The 16,940-nt window shown below is 58.9% G+C and carries 13 protein-coding genes and 1 tRNA gene; 8 read left to right on the top strand and 6 right to left on the bottom strand.

What is annotated here, in order from left to right; all coding sequences use genetic code 11:
- Window positions 1-304: 304 nt before the first annotated feature.
- The 4 genes from QA635_RS33875 to QA635_RS33865 all read right to left on the bottom strand — a co-directional run bounded on the left by QA635_RS33875 (window position 305) and on the right by QA635_RS33865 (window position 5,526).
- Window positions 305-1,717, bottom strand: coding sequence for a HEPN domain-containing protein (locus QA635_RS33875; protein ID WP_283064038.1), 1,413 nt, complete (start codon window positions 1,715-1,717; stop codon window positions 305-307).
- 503 nt (window positions 1,718-2,220) lie between these two features.
- A complete protein-coding gene (locus tag QA635_RS41900; RefSeq protein ID WP_425249084.1) occupies window positions 2,221-2,634 on the bottom strand; it encodes a Mov34/MPN/PAD-1 family protein in 414 nt (137 codons plus the stop codon).
- 47 nt (window positions 2,635-2,681) lie between these two features.
- Entirely contained in the window at window positions 2,682-4,370 is a 1,689-nt protein-coding gene (locus QA635_RS33870; RefSeq protein ID WP_283064037.1) for a ThiF family adenylyltransferase, read from the bottom strand.
- Window positions 4,363-5,526 (bottom strand): CBASS cGAMP synthase, encoded by a 1,164-nt coding sequence (locus QA635_RS33865; RefSeq protein WP_283064036.1) that lies wholly within the window; start codon window positions 5,524-5,526, stop codon window positions 4,363-4,365. Before QA635_RS33865 ends, QA635_RS33870 begins: the two co-directional genes overlap by 8 nt.
- 215 nt (window positions 5,527-5,741) lie before the next feature.
- Between QA635_RS33865 and QA635_RS33860 the strand changes: the two genes are divergently transcribed.
- The 3 genes from QA635_RS33860 (at window position 5,742) to QA635_RS33850 (ending at window position 8,285) form a co-directional block, all read left to right on the top strand.
- Window positions 5,742-5,854, top strand: a tRNA-OTHER gene (locus tag QA635_RS33860).
- A 78-nt stretch (window positions 5,855-5,932) separates the two neighbouring features.
- Entirely contained in the window at window positions 5,933-6,418 is a 486-nt protein-coding gene (locus QA635_RS33855) for a hypothetical protein (RefSeq protein ID WP_283064035.1), read from the top strand.
- Between the two features lie 820 nt (window positions 6,419-7,238).
- On the top strand, window positions 7,239-8,285 hold the full coding sequence (locus tag QA635_RS33850; protein ID WP_283064034.1) for a CBASS cGAMP-activated phospholipase: 1,047 nt from the start codon (window positions 7,239-7,241) through the stop codon (window positions 8,283-8,285).
- Here QA635_RS33850 and QA635_RS33845 read toward each other — a convergent pair.
- Window positions 8,269-8,853, bottom strand: coding sequence for a Cap15 family cyclic dinucleotide receptor domain-containing protein (locus tag QA635_RS33845; protein WP_283064033.1), 585 nt, complete (start codon window positions 8,851-8,853; stop codon window positions 8,269-8,271). The two genes, QA635_RS33850 and QA635_RS33845, sit on opposite strands and share 17 nt — an antisense overlap.
- 11 nt (window positions 8,854-8,864) lie before the next feature.
- Between QA635_RS33845 and QA635_RS33840 the strand changes: the two genes are divergently transcribed.
- The 4 genes from QA635_RS33840 to QA635_RS33825 all read left to right on the top strand — a co-directional run bounded on the left by QA635_RS33840 (window position 8,865) and on the right by QA635_RS33825 (window position 12,910).
- Complete coding sequence (locus QA635_RS33840; RefSeq protein WP_283064032.1) at window positions 8,865-9,317, top strand: hypothetical protein; 453 nt, start codon at window positions 8,865-8,867, stop codon at window positions 9,315-9,317.
- Window positions 9,318-9,548: 231 nt separating this feature from the next.
- Window positions 9,549-10,142: a DUF6088 family protein gene (locus QA635_RS33835; RefSeq protein WP_283064031.1), complete on the top strand. Its 594-nt coding sequence runs from the start codon at window positions 9,549-9,551 to the stop codon at window positions 10,140-10,142.
- Window positions 10,132-11,148, top strand: a complete 1,017-nt coding sequence (locus QA635_RS33830; RefSeq protein WP_283064030.1) for a nucleotidyl transferase AbiEii/AbiGii toxin family protein — start codon at window positions 10,132-10,134, stop codon at window positions 11,146-11,148. Before QA635_RS33835 ends, QA635_RS33830 begins: the two co-directional genes overlap by 11 nt.
- A 628-nt stretch (window positions 11,149-11,776) precedes the next feature.
- Window positions 11,777-12,910, top strand: coding sequence for a hypothetical protein (locus QA635_RS33825; protein WP_283064029.1), 1,134 nt, complete (start codon window positions 11,777-11,779; stop codon window positions 12,908-12,910).
- A gap of 854 nt (window positions 12,911-13,764) precedes the next feature.
- Here the strand turns inward: QA635_RS33825 and QA635_RS33820 are convergent.
- Complete coding sequence (locus QA635_RS33820; RefSeq protein ID WP_283064028.1) at window positions 13,765-14,847, bottom strand: DUF3616 domain-containing protein; 1,083 nt, start codon at window positions 14,845-14,847, stop codon at window positions 13,765-13,767.
- Between the two features lie 230 nt (window positions 14,848-15,077).
- On the opposite strand from QA635_RS33820, the gene QA635_RS33815 reads away from it, so the two are divergent.
- Window positions 15,078-16,499: a peptidoglycan recognition protein family protein gene (locus tag QA635_RS33815; RefSeq protein WP_283064027.1), complete on the top strand. Its 1,422-nt coding sequence runs from the start codon at window positions 15,078-15,080 to the stop codon at window positions 16,497-16,499.
- The last annotated feature ends 441 nt before the right edge of the window (window positions 16,500-16,940 follow it).

Below are 16,940 nucleotides of genomic sequence, written 5' to 3'. Positions count from 1 at the left end.
AGGTCAAAGGATCTGACCGGCGTTCTGCGGGGAAGCAGGATCTCAACGCGCCGCTATTCTCGCGACGTTGAGCAGGCCGCCGCAAGAATGCTTCTGCAGATGGTCGCTGCGATCGTGCAATGCAGTTGTTACAAGTTGCAATCGAGGCGATGCGATCCACATGCGTGCCGATCGATCCTCTCGCGATCGGTTGGTTCGGTGATGATGATGTGACCCCTTCCTTCACTCTGGCTCCGAAAGATCGGCCCGCGCCACCTGTCGCGGGCCGATTGCGTTCCAGCTGCGACAAATGCGGTGCAACGTTTCAGGCGGGATCATCCTCGGACGCGGCGTCACGCTTCTGTGCAAATGAGACCAGACCGTCAAACCCGTCGGCCATTTGCCTGTTCGTCAGTTCACGGTCGAAGAGCCCGTACGATTCAAACAAACCCAATCCGCAACAGATTACCTGTTCGATCCGTTCCAGGCAGACCGGCGCGAAGGTTCTTACTTCCGGATCGAAAGGCGATAGAGAGCCATGAGCGAGGCGAGACCGCATCACGTAAGCTTCCGCAAGGTCCCTTTCCAGCTCTTCAAACGACTTGGTGCCGGTTGGGTCATACCGGATCGCCGCACTGCGCTGGCTGACCGTCTTTTTGATGTCCTCATGCTCTGAGGTTAGCACCAACCGTTCGAGCGCGGTTACCGCTTTGATGATTTGTGCGGCAGAGGATTCCTCGCGAACGGCATCGCCGAACCATGCGGCGGAGTCCAACAAGCGTGATCCCAGCGTCCGCTTGATCGTCGGGTTGACAACCGTTTCCAGTGCTTTGTTGGCGGCGCGAAGTAGCACCGCAATATCTTCGCCTTCGAGAAACTTGCCCCAATCGTCCTCGAAACCCACTGCCGAAGTCGCGGCGCTGGAGCATGAGATATACAGACGGTGTTTCGGATCGAGTGACATATGCGCCCGGCGGTCTGTTTGGAGCCGCGGGCCACCGATATCCATTCGGCGCGTGTGATACGCCCCGAAGAGAATATGCACGATGTTGACCGCTCCAGTCACCGCCATTCTGGCGCGATCGAACGAGGTGCCGTCGTCGCAATTTAGTATGTTGACCTCGCCAACCCAGGTGAAGCCGTCATAATAATGCTTCGCGCTGGCAAGCAGTCGTTCGTCCGACTCCTTTTTCCAATCCTCACCACCACGCTGTAAGTAAGTTTCGTAATGCGGAGCCATCAGTTCGTTGAAGCGTTCGGGCGTGTAGAACGTAACTGGCCCGATAGCGAAGCTTGGCGGTTCCTTACTGTGCATCAGTCGACAGGGGAAATAATGTGTTCGGTTCATCCGGGCTTTTTTGGCTTCCTTGACTGCCGACGAGAGAGCCCGTTCCGCCTGCTGTTCATCGATCGGCCGGCGCTCGGTCAGAAAGCGCTGGACCAGGATCTTACCGAGCGACTTGTGCACCGGCGCGATTTCGATGGTGCCTGCAGCATCGCTGTACTTCACGGCCTGTTCTGCGAGGCGCCAGATCCGATGGTCAGCCGCGTGCCCGCACCTCAGCGTTCCCTTACCATTCGGGTGAGGGAGGTCGCCCCACATGTCCTGTTTCGCAAGGTCCTGCAAACCGGACGGATCATCTTTGACTGCAGCCGAGATTGCGTTTTGGATCCGCATGCATTCGGTGAACACAAACTCGATATCGATTACCCATCCAGCATTGCGATTCGTTGCCATGAGACAATTAGATACGAAAGCCCGCGCTTTGGGCAGATGCGTTTGCCAAGGGCGTCTGGCGCAAACTGGCTAGTCTCCAAGGGCCGCCGTGCGTCGAGGATCGGTGCTCGGGGCCCCTTCGGACACAGTGAAATTGTCGTTGCGGTTCAATGGTTGCTTTTGGGGGTAGATTGTCCGAATGAACGTCGACGGTATTCAGCTGCCGAGACCTTTCAAGCTGAATGCTCCAGCAAATTTCTAGTTCAAAAACAATTTCTTGCCGGCTTTCGGCGGGTGAGTTTTTGGCGTCTTTCCTGGTTTTCATACAGCGCCCGGACAACTGAGCGCGAATCCTGCGTCTGCGTTAGTGAGTCCTGTTCTGCGAACGGCCCGTGAGCGTCGTTCGAATCCTTGGAAGCGCCAACGCCTGCACCTGTGGAACGCGTGCCAAAATTGGTTGCGCCCCTGTTGCGCCAGTGACCACGTCGAGGCTTCTCACTATACAATCAGGACTGCGGCGGCAGTCATTCGTCGTCGGGTGGAACGAGCGACATCTGTGTCAAGCTCCGGGCCGTGCCAAGGGCCGCCCACCAGCCATCGTCGCCTCTGATGAGGAACACAGAGCTTCCGGCGATATTGTGCCGCGTGATCTCTCGCCACGTCTTCAGATCGATCGTGGATGGCGTCGACGAGAATCCCGGATGCGTATGCCACTCGCCAACGAACGTGTGAGTGCGTCCGCTCTCGCTCCATCGTCTGCTGGCAAGACCTTGATGTCCTGGATCGTCTCGATCAAAGCGTAGTCGCGCGCGGCGGTCGCGCCGCAGAGGCTCCGAACACTCGGTGATCTCGATATGGGGACCCCTGTAGCAGCCAATCAGAATCCCTCCAGCCTCTGTCGCGCGCTCGGGAATGCGCAGGTAGCTATCGATCCTCATCGTCACCTGCCTTTGAACGGCGACGAGCCGTAGGCCAGCGCGGAAGATCATTGAGCCCGCGTCTGGCAAGCCGGGCACTCTGGAGCCGGTGTGAGGTTCATGTCCTTGATCTGGAAGCTGCGATCCGGATCGAGCACACGGGTCCGGTAGCGATGCCTTGGATCGCCGCTATTCCATGCGAGGACGAGATCGAGCGCCAAGGCCGCCGCCGACATCGACGCCGACACCGGGAACGGCGCATAGAGCCCGTCTCCGCAGGCCGGATTGCGTCGTAGCTCGTTATCGGCGTCTGGACGCATGACGCGGTGGCGCGGCTCGCCGGCAAGTTTGGGTTTTTGGCATTTGAAGCACCCGTGTTCCGATCCGTCGCACAGCAAAACCTGAGCTGCACCGCCGTTGCCGACGATCCAGGCGTGAAGAACCGGCGGAAAGTTCGGTCGTTGCAACACAGCATGATGGTTCAAAGCAATCGAGAACGGTTCTTCACCCGTGGCGTCGATGATCAGGTCGCCCGACAATGACTTGAGGATCGATGTCGCGTCCAGAGGGCGGCTTTCGATTGCAAGGTGCGGAAGCTGTCCGTGAATGTACTCGGCACAACCGTCGGCCTTGTTCTGGCCCAGAAACGAGATTCCGAGAATATGTCGCCCGAGATTGGCCGGCGACATTCTGTCGGAGTCAATCAGCGTGAGACATCCTCCCAGCGATCCGGCGCCGCTTTGCGCGAGATTGTAGGCGAGAAAGCCACCGATGGTCCCGCAACCGATCAGGACAATGTTCTTTCCGGCGAGGCTCGGCACAGCCCCAAGATTGCGCTGGTAGAGGAAACGTTCATCGATCGGAGATCCCAGATGGCGTTCGACCGCCACATCTTCGGGGTGGTCGAGCAGGATCCTGGGCAGAGCCGACTTCCGGGATTTCATGAATTCGGGGCGATCAAAGCGTTTGGGGATCTGGATCTCGGCGAGACAGACGGCATTGGGTGCGCAGATTGCGATCCAACGCGTCAAACCGGTGCCCAGCCCCAGCGCGGCTTCCAATTCGTTTGCTACGCCAATCCGGTCGAGGAATGCGGCAAGGGCTCGCAGATTGCGGGGCAGGGCTCCGCCCCCATCTGCGCCCAGATCGAGATCTACCCGCACGATCCGGCACGGTACAGTTTCCGGAGTAGCCTTGATGCCGCGGTTAGCCGCATGCAGTGCCTTGAGGGAAGGGGCGAGGCCGCCCTTCGGCGCGAGCACAAGCTTTTCGTTGGCCGTCCGTGACAGCCCGACAAAGAATATCTCACCCTCGCCTCGAAAACCCTCCGGCAAATCCACCAAGATTAACGGGCCGGCAGCCCAGTACTGGCTGAATTCGTCGACGTAGTCGAGATCGGAACGGCCACGAAGCCCATCGCCCAAAACCTTCTCCGCAAGCTTCAGGCATTGCAGAACGGTTCCCCCGGGGTTGTACCGATCGAACACCATGGCGTTTCTTGCGACATAGCAGACCATGTTGTCTGGCCCAAGCAAATGCGGCGTTCGCTTACCTTCCGCTTTACCGCGCGAGAGCAGTTTGATGACCGGCGGATCGACGAAGTCAAGGTCAGGCACCTCGATCGACACCTCGGCCTCCAGACCATGGCGATCGATGCGGCCGACGTAGTATGGATGTGCGCTCTGGCTCCAATCCTTCCTGAAGCCCTCCTGTCTCAGCGCGGCATCGATTGCCCGGAGGCCGTCCTGCTCATCCACTGGTCGACCGTCCCACAGCCGGCGCCGGCGAAATGACGGCCGGTGCAGCTACGACTGCCGCAGCCGCAGCGGCGTGAGCCTTGACGAGATCAGGACGATTGGGAATTCGCTCGCCGAAGATGGCCTTCAGATGGTCCACTGCGACTTCGGGCACGTAGCAATGGTTGATCGCGTCATTTAACTCCTCGTGCATCGCGTTGGCGGCATTGATGGCCTGATGGCGTTGCTCTCGGGTCCACGTTGATCCGAGGATTTCGGCGGGGTCGGCTGGATTGAGAATTTCACCAGCGAACATGTTGGCCAAACGCGAAGTGACCTCGAGGAGCGCGAGATCATCGCGGCGAGGGACGCTCAGATGGCCAACGTCCTCGAAGGCGTAGAAGGCGCAGGCCATCAGGATGATCGATGAGACATGATCAAGCTTGTGATGATCGCGCCAGGCCTTCAGATAGCGGCATTCGCGCCGCAAGAGTTCGCCATAGAAGTCGATGGCATTGAGAAACCAGTCGTGAATCTTTCGCGGATCGGACGGCTTCCAGTTCTCCTTGCGGTGCGCGAGCAGGACCTTGTCGGAATCGACCTGATCCCAGCTCTCGATCCGCATCTTCCGCGAACTCATGAAGTCGATGTTGTCTTCAGAATCGGCAATCGCCCGGTCCATTGCGGCCTTGGTCAGCCTGCCAAACTGGTCATCGGGAATGGCGTACAAGGGAACGTCAACATGGAGGCAATCGTCGATGATGACTCGCGCACAGGTGTCCTTCTCCTCGAAGCCTTTCCACTTCTCGCGCCCGATCAGCACCTTCAGCGCGGCATCGACAATGGCGAAATAAAGGGTCGCTGCTTCGGCAGGACCATTGCCCTTGACGAACGTCATCGGCAGATAGAGGCCGTCGTCCACATCGATCTGCTGCGGCGGCATCCATGCCCGCCGGTTGAGCAGTTTGTAAGCCTCGCTGCCCTGGGTGAAGAAGCGCGGGATGATCTGTTTTCCGAACTGACGCTTCGTCTCGGTCGCGATCACCGCCCTCAGATGGTCGCGGATCTTTCGCTTGGCCTTCTGTAGCTTGCCCTGTTCGTCAGCAAGCAGTTCGAGTTTGGCGAGGAGGTCGACGCCCCCCTGGGCGCCGTGAAGCAGCTTATCGACGTTTGCCACTCTGGTACCTTTCTGTTTGCAGGTCGCTCGCCACCGACGGTTCGGCGATCCGGGCGTCGGGGACGGCTTGCATCCAGCGGCACGAATCGATGGCTCCCACTATAGAATAGCGGGTGCTGTCCTAGTTAGGACACTCGCGGAGGGGAGTTAGGACACTTGTTTTTCTCGCTTCTAGAAATGGATCGAAGCGCCATCCCGTGCTAGTTTCATTGAACGCGGATGTGGTGAAACTGGTAGACGCGCCGTCTTGCCAAAGGGCCTCTTCAGAGACCCTTTCCAAGACGGTGGCCCAAAAGCCGTGAGGGTTCGAATCCCTTCATCCGCACCAAATACGCGGCCCCGGCTTGGTCTCCTCGCTGGGGCCGTTTCTTTTCCTATGCATGGTAGATATTGCCGCGATTACAGGTTGCGCATAGATTTTATTTTGACTGGGGGAATTTTGCCGCTTTTCGAAGGGATGGAGGCCGTTATCCGACAGCACCTTGAGCGCCTAGCAAATGGCGACAAGGTGCCGATGGTGGTTATTGGATGCTTCACGGACGTCCAGTTTGCTGCGATCAACGCAGGACGCGCTGCGCTCGAGCTGCATCTTTTAGAGCAGAACGAGATATTATTTATCGGGCGCCACTTGTTCGCCAGTCGCTCGAAAGACGGCTACGGCATAGACGACATCGTGCGGCAAATCCTAAGCGCCCTGAGCGAGGAGGCGCTAGCGCATATCGACACTTTCGTTTCATACACGCAGAACCCGAACGCTCGGGATGATGGCTACGGAAACCAGGTGAATGATCGCGCGGTTTTCGAGATGACCGCCAAGAAACCCCGCGCGGAACTGTATTCCGTCATGCCGAAGGGAGACGCCAATAAGCCAACAAAAAAGGCCGCCCCGTAGGACAGCCCTTTCTGTGAAACGATCTCGGGTAACTAGTTATCCGACGCCCTCGTTTCAGAGCCAGAAGATAATTCTTCCCTCCAAATTGTCAACTTATATCTGAAGTTCAGACCCACCCAAGTGGCTAGGGTCAACTCAACTAACTTATTGTAGTTCCATAGTTTTTTGTAAGAAAAACGGGCAACTTTAAGTGATCTGTGGCAATCCTGACTAGTTCCCGGAATGTTGCCAATAAGGCAGCTTTGTCAATGGAGCCCCGTCACCTCGGTGTGCAGGAACCTGCACGAAAGGAGGCTCCCACAACCTTCAGTCCCTCTCTAGCTTCGCTAGGCGGTACTCGCATTCAATGCAATACCCACGGATCGATAGGCCTTCCTGATAATCCGGAATTCCGCCGCAGCGGTCACATACGATATTCTTGCGCCGGGCCATTTTATACCAGGACATGGCCTTCTGTTCCTGAGCCGCTTGGTCAGCGTGTTTCAGACTTCCCATAGAAATTTACTCCAACTCTAATTTGCTTGGGGGTGAACAAAACTCAGCTTTGCTAAATTGGTTCCGCGAGTTCAGGTATCTTTCTAGATAGGCTCCGTTCACCCACGGAGAACCCCGGTAACACTTCTCCTCTGTAGAGGGAGAACACTTGGCGGACCATAAGTATTGCTATGGGCAGAACATCCGATGGGCGACTCAACATCGGCCAAGCTACGGTTTCCGTTCGCTTAATCCGAATTAGGACAACTCCGAAAATCAACTTAGGACACGGGGGCTTAAATACGGACAGCACCGAATAGCGCCTTTGGGGGCTTTGGAGAGCGAATTGGCAACAGAATCCACAAAAAAGAAGCCGTTTCAGATACTTGCCCTGAGCGGGGGCGGTTATCTGGGGCTGTATGCTTGCGAGATCCTTGCTCGCCTGGAGGACAGGGCTGGCAGACCCATTGGAAGCTGTTTCGACCTGATCGCGGGCACTTCGGTCGGTGGCATCCTTGCCGCCGGTGTATCTCTGGACGTGCCGGCTGCCCGGATGCGAGACCTCTTCATCGAACGGGGGCGGGAGATCTTTTCGGGGCGGCCGCGGCCAAAGTTCGGCTGGATCGATGCGGGGCGGTCGCTATTTGGTGCAAAATACGATGGCCAAGCCTTGCGAAGTGTTATCTCCGAGATCATTGGCGACCAAACCGCGTTGGCTCACTGTAGACATCGCTTGATCATCCCCGCGGTCAATATGACGAAGGGGAGTGTCCAGATGTTCAAGACGGGACATCATCCGGATTTCACGCTGGACCCTAAGCGGCGGCTGGTGGACGTGGTGATGGCCACGAGTGCGGCCCCGACCTACTTTCCGCTGGCCGAGGTGAGCCACGCGCATTACGCAGATGGTGGTCTCGTTGCCAATGCGCCCGACCAATGCGCGCTTCACGAGGCGACGCACTTTCTGAAGCAGGACGTATGTCAGGTCTCGATCCTCAGCATCGGCACCACGTCGACCGGATTTTCACTCAAGCGGTCCCTTGGTCGAGATCTCGGGAGTGCGAAATGGATGATGCGAGGCCGGCTCTTGCGAACGATCGTATCTTCGCAGCAGCAACTCGTCGATTACATGCTCCGTCATCAACTGGGCGACCGTTATCTGCGTATCGATGCCACTCAATCGGAAGAGCAGCAGGCAGATCTGGCGCTGGACGTCGCAGACGCGAACGCGCAAGGCACGTTACTTGGCTTGGCCGAAGGCAGCTTCCAGAAAGTTTCCGCCGATCCTCGACTTCAAGAATTCCTGACGCACGTGCCAGATCCGCCCGAGTTTCCCGGCGTAACCTCAACCGGGACTAAGTTTATGGGATCGGCTCTCACAGGCGTTTCTTGAGTTGGATCGATCCTCTGGTATTGCGATCGGTCCAGTAGTGACCGCTCATCTTGTTCGGGGGCGTACCGATGACGCGGTAGCGAAATGCACCGTAGTGGATTTCGGTTTGCGTGCCGCGAGCGAGAATGTCGGGATCGCTCTGGTAAACGCCAATCACTTCATAGACACCGTCATCGTGGCGGATCAGCCGTCCCGCAAGCTGAAAGGATCTGTTCGTGTTCGGCTCTTCGCCCGTCACCAAACGAACAGATAACGATGAGTAGGTTTGCGTGATCGTGGCAGTGCCAGTGATCGTCTTGTTCTCTCGACCTCCTTGCTCGACGTAGGATGACAATAATTCGGCGGCCCATTGGCCGGAGAGGTCGGGCGTCTTGTGAAAAAGCCGAAACGGCCAGTATCGCCACAATACCCGGTCGAAGGCCGTCAAGAGGGCGGTGACGACCGCGACCGTGACGGAAAATGGCTTGGCGTAGTCCCAGGATAGGTCTACTCCGAAGTACAGCAGTGAAATCGCCCAGACCGCGGCCGCAACGATGATGATGACTGAGATCGAAAAGCCTGAAGGCATGTTCCAAGCAAATGTCTGAGGAAATGAATACCGAAGCGTTGCTTCGGAAAGTACATTCTGAAGGCCTTCCTCGCTACCCTTTGCTGGTCGTGTTCTTCACCGGAAGCGATGAGCCGCCGGACTGTGTTTCGATGCTTCGCGCTCCGATGCCAAGTGGAGGCTTTGTCTTTGGCGAAGATTTCGGCAGCCAAGTTCGGCAAGCGATGGTGGATAACGAGAGCGCCCACGATGGAGCGATTGCGTTCGGCCGATCAAGGAAGTTCAGCCCCTATAAGTGCGTAGGTTGGTCTTACCGTATTGTTGCGACAGGCGTCGCCGATGCCGCAGAGGCAAACAGAGGCGCCGCTTACAACAGCGCAATTTCGTTGTCGCTGAGTGCCGGTGTCGATCTCGTATGCTTGTTTTCCCGGGATCTGGAGATCTTCGTTGGTGGGAGACGGGCTGCCTTCGTTGAAGGTCGATAGTTCCCACAATATCTGAAGCGAAGGGAGCCGCCCGCCCAACTCCAAGGCGGGAACCATCGGGCGGATTGGCATAGGTCGCTTCCCGGGGGGAGAGGTCCATTTGCCGCTCCAAGTAGGGGCCGAATCGGTCTTGTTGTGGTAAGCTATTGATTTAGTACCGAAAATTTTTTGAAACTCGGCGCCTGTGGAGTGTCAGAAGCTCGCCTATGTTTCTGACATGGAGTATGTGTCATGACCACCCTGAGCACCCGGATTCTGGAATTCACCAAAGAGCTGCCGGAAGGCGCGCCGATTGCTGCCAGGGCACTTTTGCATCTTGGAAAGCGGGCTGCCGTCGATCAGGCTCTGTCGCGTCTTACCGAGCGAGGAAAACTCCTGCGCGCGAGACGAGGGGTATATTTGCGTCCGGTCGAAAGCCGTTTCGGAGTCAGAGCTCCGTCGGTTGAGAAGGTCGTCGAGGAAACCAGGGTCCGTAGCGGTGAGACTATCGTGTCCAGCGGAGCTGCGGCGGCCAACCGTCTTGGTTTGACAACGCAGGTACCTGTTCGCCAAGTTTACCTGACGTCCGGTCCGTCTCGCGAGCTTCACCTCGGCAAGCAAATCGTGGAGCTCAAGCATGCACCTGGTTGGCAGCTCACCCTTGCAAACCGTCGAGCAGGCGAGGTGGTGCGCGCGCTTGCCTGGGTTGGTCCAAAGACGGCACGACAAGCGCTGCGGTCCGTCAGTCAGAAACTCACTCCGACTGAAGTGAGCGAGCTGAAGTCCGCCGCCTCTTCATTGCCGACTTGGCTTGCCAGACCGGTAAGCGAACTGCGTGTCGGATAAGTTCTTAAATCTAACGGACGCCGAGCGTCGAGAGGCGCTCGGTGTTGCTGCCTCAAACTCCGGACGGCCAGCCCATCTGCTCGAGAAGGACGTCTGGGTCGTCTGGTGTTTGAACGCGCTTTTCTCCTCGGCGCTGGGCGAGCATCTCGTCTTCAAGGGCGGAACGTCGCTCTCGAAGGCCTACGGTGCCATCCGCCGTTTTTCGGAAGATGTCGATCTGACCTACGATATCCGGACAATAGCTCCGGATCTCGTGAATACGAACGACGACAATCCTGTCCCTCAGAATCGCAGTCAGGGCAAGAAATGGAGCACGCAGGCGCGAGAGCGTCTTCCCGTCTGGGTTCGAGACCAGGCGCTGCCCGTCATTAACCAGCGCCTGAAGGATGACAAGCTTAACGCAAAGGCTGAAGCCAAGGACGACAAGATCTTCGTCACATACGATCCTTTGGAGACCGGCAGCGGTTATGTAAGTCCTGCGGTGATGCTCGAATTCGGCGCACGATCCACGGGCGAGCCGAGCGAGATACACGAGGTCGTTTGCGACGCCGCCCAATATCTCGAGACGCTCGAATTTCCCACGGCCAAGCCGAAGACCATGAAAGCGGAGCGTACCTTCTGGGAAAAGGCTACCGCGATCCATGTCTTTTGCGTTCAAGGCAAATTAAAAGGCGAGCGTTTTGCTCGCCACTGGTACGATCTTGTTCGATTGGACAATGCCGGAATTGCAGAGAAGGCACTGAAAGACCGGAAGCTTGCTGGGTTGTCGCGGAGCACAAATCCTGGGTTTTTCTCGGAAAAGGATGCTGCAGGCTCGGTCATCGACTATCGCGCTGCTGTCGGTAGTGCATTGAAGCTCGTCCCTGAGGGAGAGACGCGAGACGTCCTGGAGCAAGATTTCAAGCACATGGTGGACGACGGGCTTTTGCTCGACACACCAGACAAGTTCGATGAGTTGATGCAGCGCTGTGCCGACATTGAAACGCGCGCCAACAAGCCGTCCTGAACCGCCCCCCAGCATCGGTAGGATGCACCAAGGCGAATCCCGATCGGTGGACGAAATCACGTTAACAACTTCGAATTTGTATCTGCGGTAGGCGATTCTGACCTCTTGTGTCGGTCTGCGGTCGATCGCCCGGATTTTGAGGCGCTTTGCGAATTCCCGTCGTCTGAGGGGCTCGTTCAGATACGTTTCGGGATCCGCGGCCGCTGACCGGGGACTCTGGAAGGTCTTCCGGAAGGCCCCGCCTGACAGGCTGCCACCCTTGCCCAGGCTCACGTTGAACAGGATCTGGCCGTCAAAAAAGTCCTCGAAATCCTTGAGGGCAACGGTCGGGACACCTCGGAATGAAAAGTCATTCAGAAAAGTCTTTCAACGTCGGCCGGCCAACCCGAGTCAGAGCTGAATGTCGACCAATTGGCCTTGACGAAGTCGCCTTTTTTGCCGCCTGTCTGCATGCGCCCGCCGTCTTCTCCACATGCTGAAAAATTCCGAGCGGTTCCTTATCGACCATGTCGCAGTGTTGGCGGCCAAGGCGCAAAGGTGCAGGTGAACGCTCCCCCGGTGATCTCCCTGGTTCAGAAACTCTCCGGCATCGGACATGCTGCCCGCTCCGATGTGGAGGATTTGACGGATGAGTATCGCAGACGGTAGGCCGTCCCTGGCGAACGGGCGTCCGTGGCTGAAGCGAATAGCGATCGGAGTGGTCGCGCTGGGGGCCCTTGGCACCGCGGGCTATTTGTCTTTCAGATGGGTCGAGCCTGCCCCGGCAGAGATGTCCGTCGCACAGCAATGGAACGAAGCGATCGCACGTCTTGGTATCGAGCCGGTCTATCCTCCTCAGGAAGACATCGCCGTGGGGGACGTGTTCGTCCTGATCACCGACGATGCCCTGAATGACCTGGGAAAGGAGCCGATCGCTGTCAAGGCGCTCAAACTGTGGCACCTTGATCTGTCCGCGCCGCTTAAGCAAACCTATGCCGAAATGTACAAATTTCCGGAGACTCCAGATCCGCCAGGAGATGGAAAGCCCTGGAAATTCACTTCTTCCGAAAACTCGATTTTCGGAACGCAGACCACCCGGGGCGACCTGCCGCTCGTTCTTTTTCCCGGATTCACGATCGCAAATACCCGGGCGGCCAATATAGGCGCGAACTCGACCCGCTGGTTTGGCGGAGCATTCGGCGGCTCCGCAACTTCCGACATCACGACAGAAGTCAGGATTTCGGCCGCCGAATCCTATGGCCTGCCAGGCCTCGTCGCCGAGGCCGAGCTGATCAAATTTTGCACGGATCCGGTGATGAAACTGCAGTGCACGGATGCGGAGGCCCGCAAGCAAATGTCGATCGTGGTCGGGAGCAAGATCTTCGACCAGGTCGAGGATCCGGGGACGAAAAAGAAGCGGCCTCGCTATTCCGTGGAAATCGCGATGGTCTCACGTGTGTTTCTGACGCGCTCAATGCACACCACCATCAGAAGAGCCGGGAAGGGAAGTGCGTCAGCGGCGGCTGGTGCTGTGATGCTGCCGGTCGCACCGCCGCCCGCGAGGCCGGAAGAGAACAGCGCTCCGGCAGGCGCCATGGTTGCATCCGGCAAGACTGAAGGTGCGGTTACGGGCGAGATGACGAAGCCGGCATCCACTTCACCGGGGGTGACGACGTCCTTGCAGTTTGGCAACTCGTCGGTGATCTCGACCGTAGACATTCTTCAGAGGCCGGTGGCGTTCGGGTATCGAAGCGTAAGGTGGATTCCGGGGGATGGCACATGACGAGGACGTCATTCATTGGTGCGGCGCTTGTTTTACTGCTTTGCTCGCTGTCAGCGCACGCGCAGATACCCGATCTGAGCGGTATCTGCGACCGAAATCCCGCCGCGTGCAACGGAATTCGTGGCTCTGGTGCGAACGATTCAGGCGGCATTGGTTCCAGGAAGGGCACTGGCGGCGAGGGTACGAACGCCGTTCGTCCCCCGGATGGTCTGAACGCTCCGAAGACGCCCGGTTTCGATGCTCCCCGGCTGCCCAACGTGCCGCGTCGTTTCTAGACTAGAGCTCAAGGGACATTGCGTATTCGAGACCCGCGCCCTCCGGCGAGGCGGTCGTGCCGTCGCCGCAGTTGCGGGCGTTCGAGCACGAGCCTGGCGGTGACCGACGAGAATTCCGATGCCGTCGAGGCGGCGTTGGGGTTCCTGAGCCAATCGCAATCCGCGTCGATGCGATTGAAAGTGCAGACCGTGCTGACGGCGATCTGCGCCGGCCGCGCCGAAGCATCCAGGGTTTTTCGGCCTCATCGCGGTCCCCGGCAAGCTTGCAGTCTTCGCAGCAGATTCCGCCGGGCCCCTCGAGCCGGTTTGAGGCCCATACGTTGATCGCGACGCCCCGTTTCGAACGCCGGATTGGCCGGCGCGCCGTTTTCGCCCGGCCTGACCTGAACTGCCATGCCTGCCAGCGACCTGTTCGGCCGCACCGAGATCCGACCTCCTGAAAAAGGCCGTTGATCCTGGCGGCGAGCACCGGCCGTTCGGATCAGAGATCTGCGGAACGGCTTTGCCGGAAGGATGCTGTTCCGGGTCCTGGCGGGCGACCGGCGAGCAGCCGAAACGCGTCGCGCGAGACGCATTCTATTAGCGTTTGCGGGGAATGGTAAACCTGAGCGGGCCCCCGTCGCACATGCCGTCTGACAGGACGACGATATCGAACGCATCCGGTCTGTCGCCAATGACGGCCAGGGCTTCCGGCTTCAGCTCCTTGTCGCAATCCCGCAGTTTCACTCCCTTCAGCGCCAGGTAGGTGGGCTCCTTCAGCTCCACCCGGGCTGCCGGTACTGCGTCCCACAGGCCGACGACCCAGCCGGCCTGTGCGTTTCTCTTGTCATCGTCGGGGCCCGCGAGCACGAGAATCCCGTCCTTTACAGGCGCCAGATCCCTGATGCCGCGTCCCTTTCCGACCCGCAGCATCGTCACCCTCCCGTCAGGACCGGAGCTTTCGAACAGGTCCTGAGAGCCGGCGGTGAAGATTGGTGCGTGGCCATCCTTCGCCGGGCCCCTGAATCCGAAGTGCAGCTGTCCATCCCGCGCTGCGATTCCTTCGATGTTGACGCCCCGCTTTCCCGTCAGATCGGATCGATCGCGTGGAGATTCGGTACCGAGGCATTTTCGCTCGCCGACACTGTCCTTGAGCAGGGGATGTCGAGCCATCATCTCCCACAGCGCACCGGTTGCCTTGTACCCTGAAAGCCCGGACGGGCCATCCATGCGTGCCTTTCCGGACGCGGGATCGAGCGCGAATCTGATGACGTATCGACTGTCCGGATTGTCATCGCAAGAATTGCGTTTCACCGAGTGAGAGCCGGTGATGAAAAAGTACTTCCCGTCCGTCGTCGCACCTTCCGCATCGAGCTCCTTGCCTGGCGAGGAAGGCAGCAGCTCCACGAACGCATTGTCGATCGAATATCCATCGCCCGAGATCGTGACGTAATGGGCCGTCGTGCCCTCGTCGAAGACCACGAGGCAGCGCGATCCGGCAGCCGGGCAGGCGATTCCGCTGAGCGACCTGCGCGTCTTGTCCCTATGCGAGGAAAAACTGAACTGGCCGTTTTCCCACGGCCCGGAGAGCGGCTTCACTTCGGGATCCGCCCGGCTGGGCAGCGCCACGCCGATTGCCAGCAAAGATGAGAGGACCGCCACTGCCGACGAATGAATGGTCATGAGATCCACCGTTCGGGAGCAAGAGATCACGCTGGCGCTTCTCCCCTGCGATCATCATGCGTCAGGATACGGGCGGCGCCGGCAGGACGACTCCCTTTGCGACACTGGCGAGCGCGCCGTGGATAGTAGAGCAATTTCGGTGCGCGCCGTCCCAGGCGACTCCCTGGTGCGCCGATCCGGCGAAATGGCCCAATCTTGTCCGGTGACGGCGCAGCCGGCGACGGGCCACCATGAAGCGCACCGAAGGACGCAACCTCTTCATCACCAGCCTGGCGCAGGTTCTGCGGGGCGCCGAGCCAGCGGAATTTGCGGAGAGATGTGCCCTTGCGCATTTCGCCGGGGTCTGGATCCGCATCGGTCGGGGCGCAGACCGGGACGGCAACCTGCGGCATGCAAAACTGGCCGCACTTTCGGGTGAACTGTCGAGACGCGGCCTGCAGCTGTGGGGATGGCACGTTCCGTTCTGTGCTGACCGCAGTGCCGCCGTTCGCGAAGCATCGAACGTGCTGGGCTGGACGGACGAAGCAGACCTCGCGGGAATAGTGGTGGACGCCGAGCGGACGCGCCAAAGCCCGAGATTTCGCGGGACCGAAGCCGAGGCCGTCGCCTATCTCGATCCGCTCAGGCAGGGGCTCGAATCCTCGGGGCGCGGCATCGCCTTCTCCAGCCACGACCAGCCGTCCTTGCATGCCGACATGCCTTTCGCACCGTTCCTGGATCGCATCGAGGACGTTTGTCCTCAGGTGTATTACACCACTGCGGATCCCGGAACGCGCCTGCGCAAATCCATTCGCGACTACAAGACGATGATTGCCGCCGCCGATTTCGCAACCCGCTACAAGCCGACCGGCAACATCACGATGACGGAGGACGTCCGTTTCCCCGATGTCGCCACCTGCCTTTCGGCAACGTCGAAATTTCTCGAACTCGTCGCAAACGAAGGATTGCGATCGTGCAGCTTCTGGTGCGCCGATACGGCGCCGGACCAGATCTGGGAATTGCTGGCGGACCACCCTGCAGGGGAGGCCGCGCACATCACCTCGCAGACGGGAGAAACCATGAACCTCGATACGGCGCAGCTCAAGCTTAACATCGTCCAGGACTACGTGCCGGTCGGCAACAGCAATCGCCCGGGCACGCAAATGGCCGCGACGTCGATCACCATCCACAACACCGACAACGATTCTCCCGGTGCAAACGCAGCGGCGCATGCCCGCTACATGAAGGGGCCGGATGCGCAGATGCGCAAGGTCTCCTGGCATTTCACGGTAGACGACAGGTTCGTCTATCAAAGCCTGCCGACGAACGAAGTGGCCTGGCACACGGCGACCAGGGAAGGTAACGCGACCAGCATCGGAATCGAGATCTGCATGAATGCTGATATCGGCAACGTCGACGCCTGCTATGACCGGGCCGCCTTGTTGACAGCCTGGCTGTCGTACCGACTGGGGATTCACGTCCCGAGCGGCGTCTACCAGCACCACGACTGGTCCGGAAAGGATTGCCCCCGGGTCCTGCGGCACAAGGAAAACGGCTGGAGCGACTTCCTTGCTAGGGTGCAGCGCCATTACAGAAACCTCAGACCTGTCGAGGCACCCTTGATCGCGCGACCGGCCGATGATCATCATCATGCCGGAGATAGTGTGGCTTGAACGCTCAATTCCGGAAGAACGGATGTTGTGGCATTCACGGATCTTCGCTCGAAATGCGACGGGCGGCAAGAACCCGCAACACATCGATCCCCTCGATGCGCGCTCTAGACTAGGTGAGGTCGAAGGCGGGACTCGTACATCGATCCCCGCACAGGCGGGCCCTTCTGGTCCGGCGAGCCATTCTGTGTGGCGTGATCGAGCCTCTTGAACCATCGGCACCGGACGCGACGCATGGATCGAGACCGTGAACGAGCGGGCAGGTCTTGCGGGCCAATGCGAAGACCGTCACCTCACGGCATCACGGGTCTTCGACTGCCTCACGGCGGTCTGCTCCGCCGGCTCGCCTCCACCTGGCTTCGAACCTCGGTCAATCTTCATGAACGCCACCATCTCCTGATGAAGCCGGGTGTGCGGGGTCATCGATCAGAAGAGCAGGCCGGA

Origin of the sequence: Bradyrhizobium brasilense (genome assembly GCF_029714345.1) — a bacterium.
Lineage (GTDB): Bacteria > Pseudomonadota > Alphaproteobacteria > Rhizobiales > Xanthobacteraceae > Bradyrhizobium > Bradyrhizobium australafricanum.
Note: the sequence above shows the minus strand (reverse complement) of the source record. Positions and strands in the feature narration are given on the sequence as shown.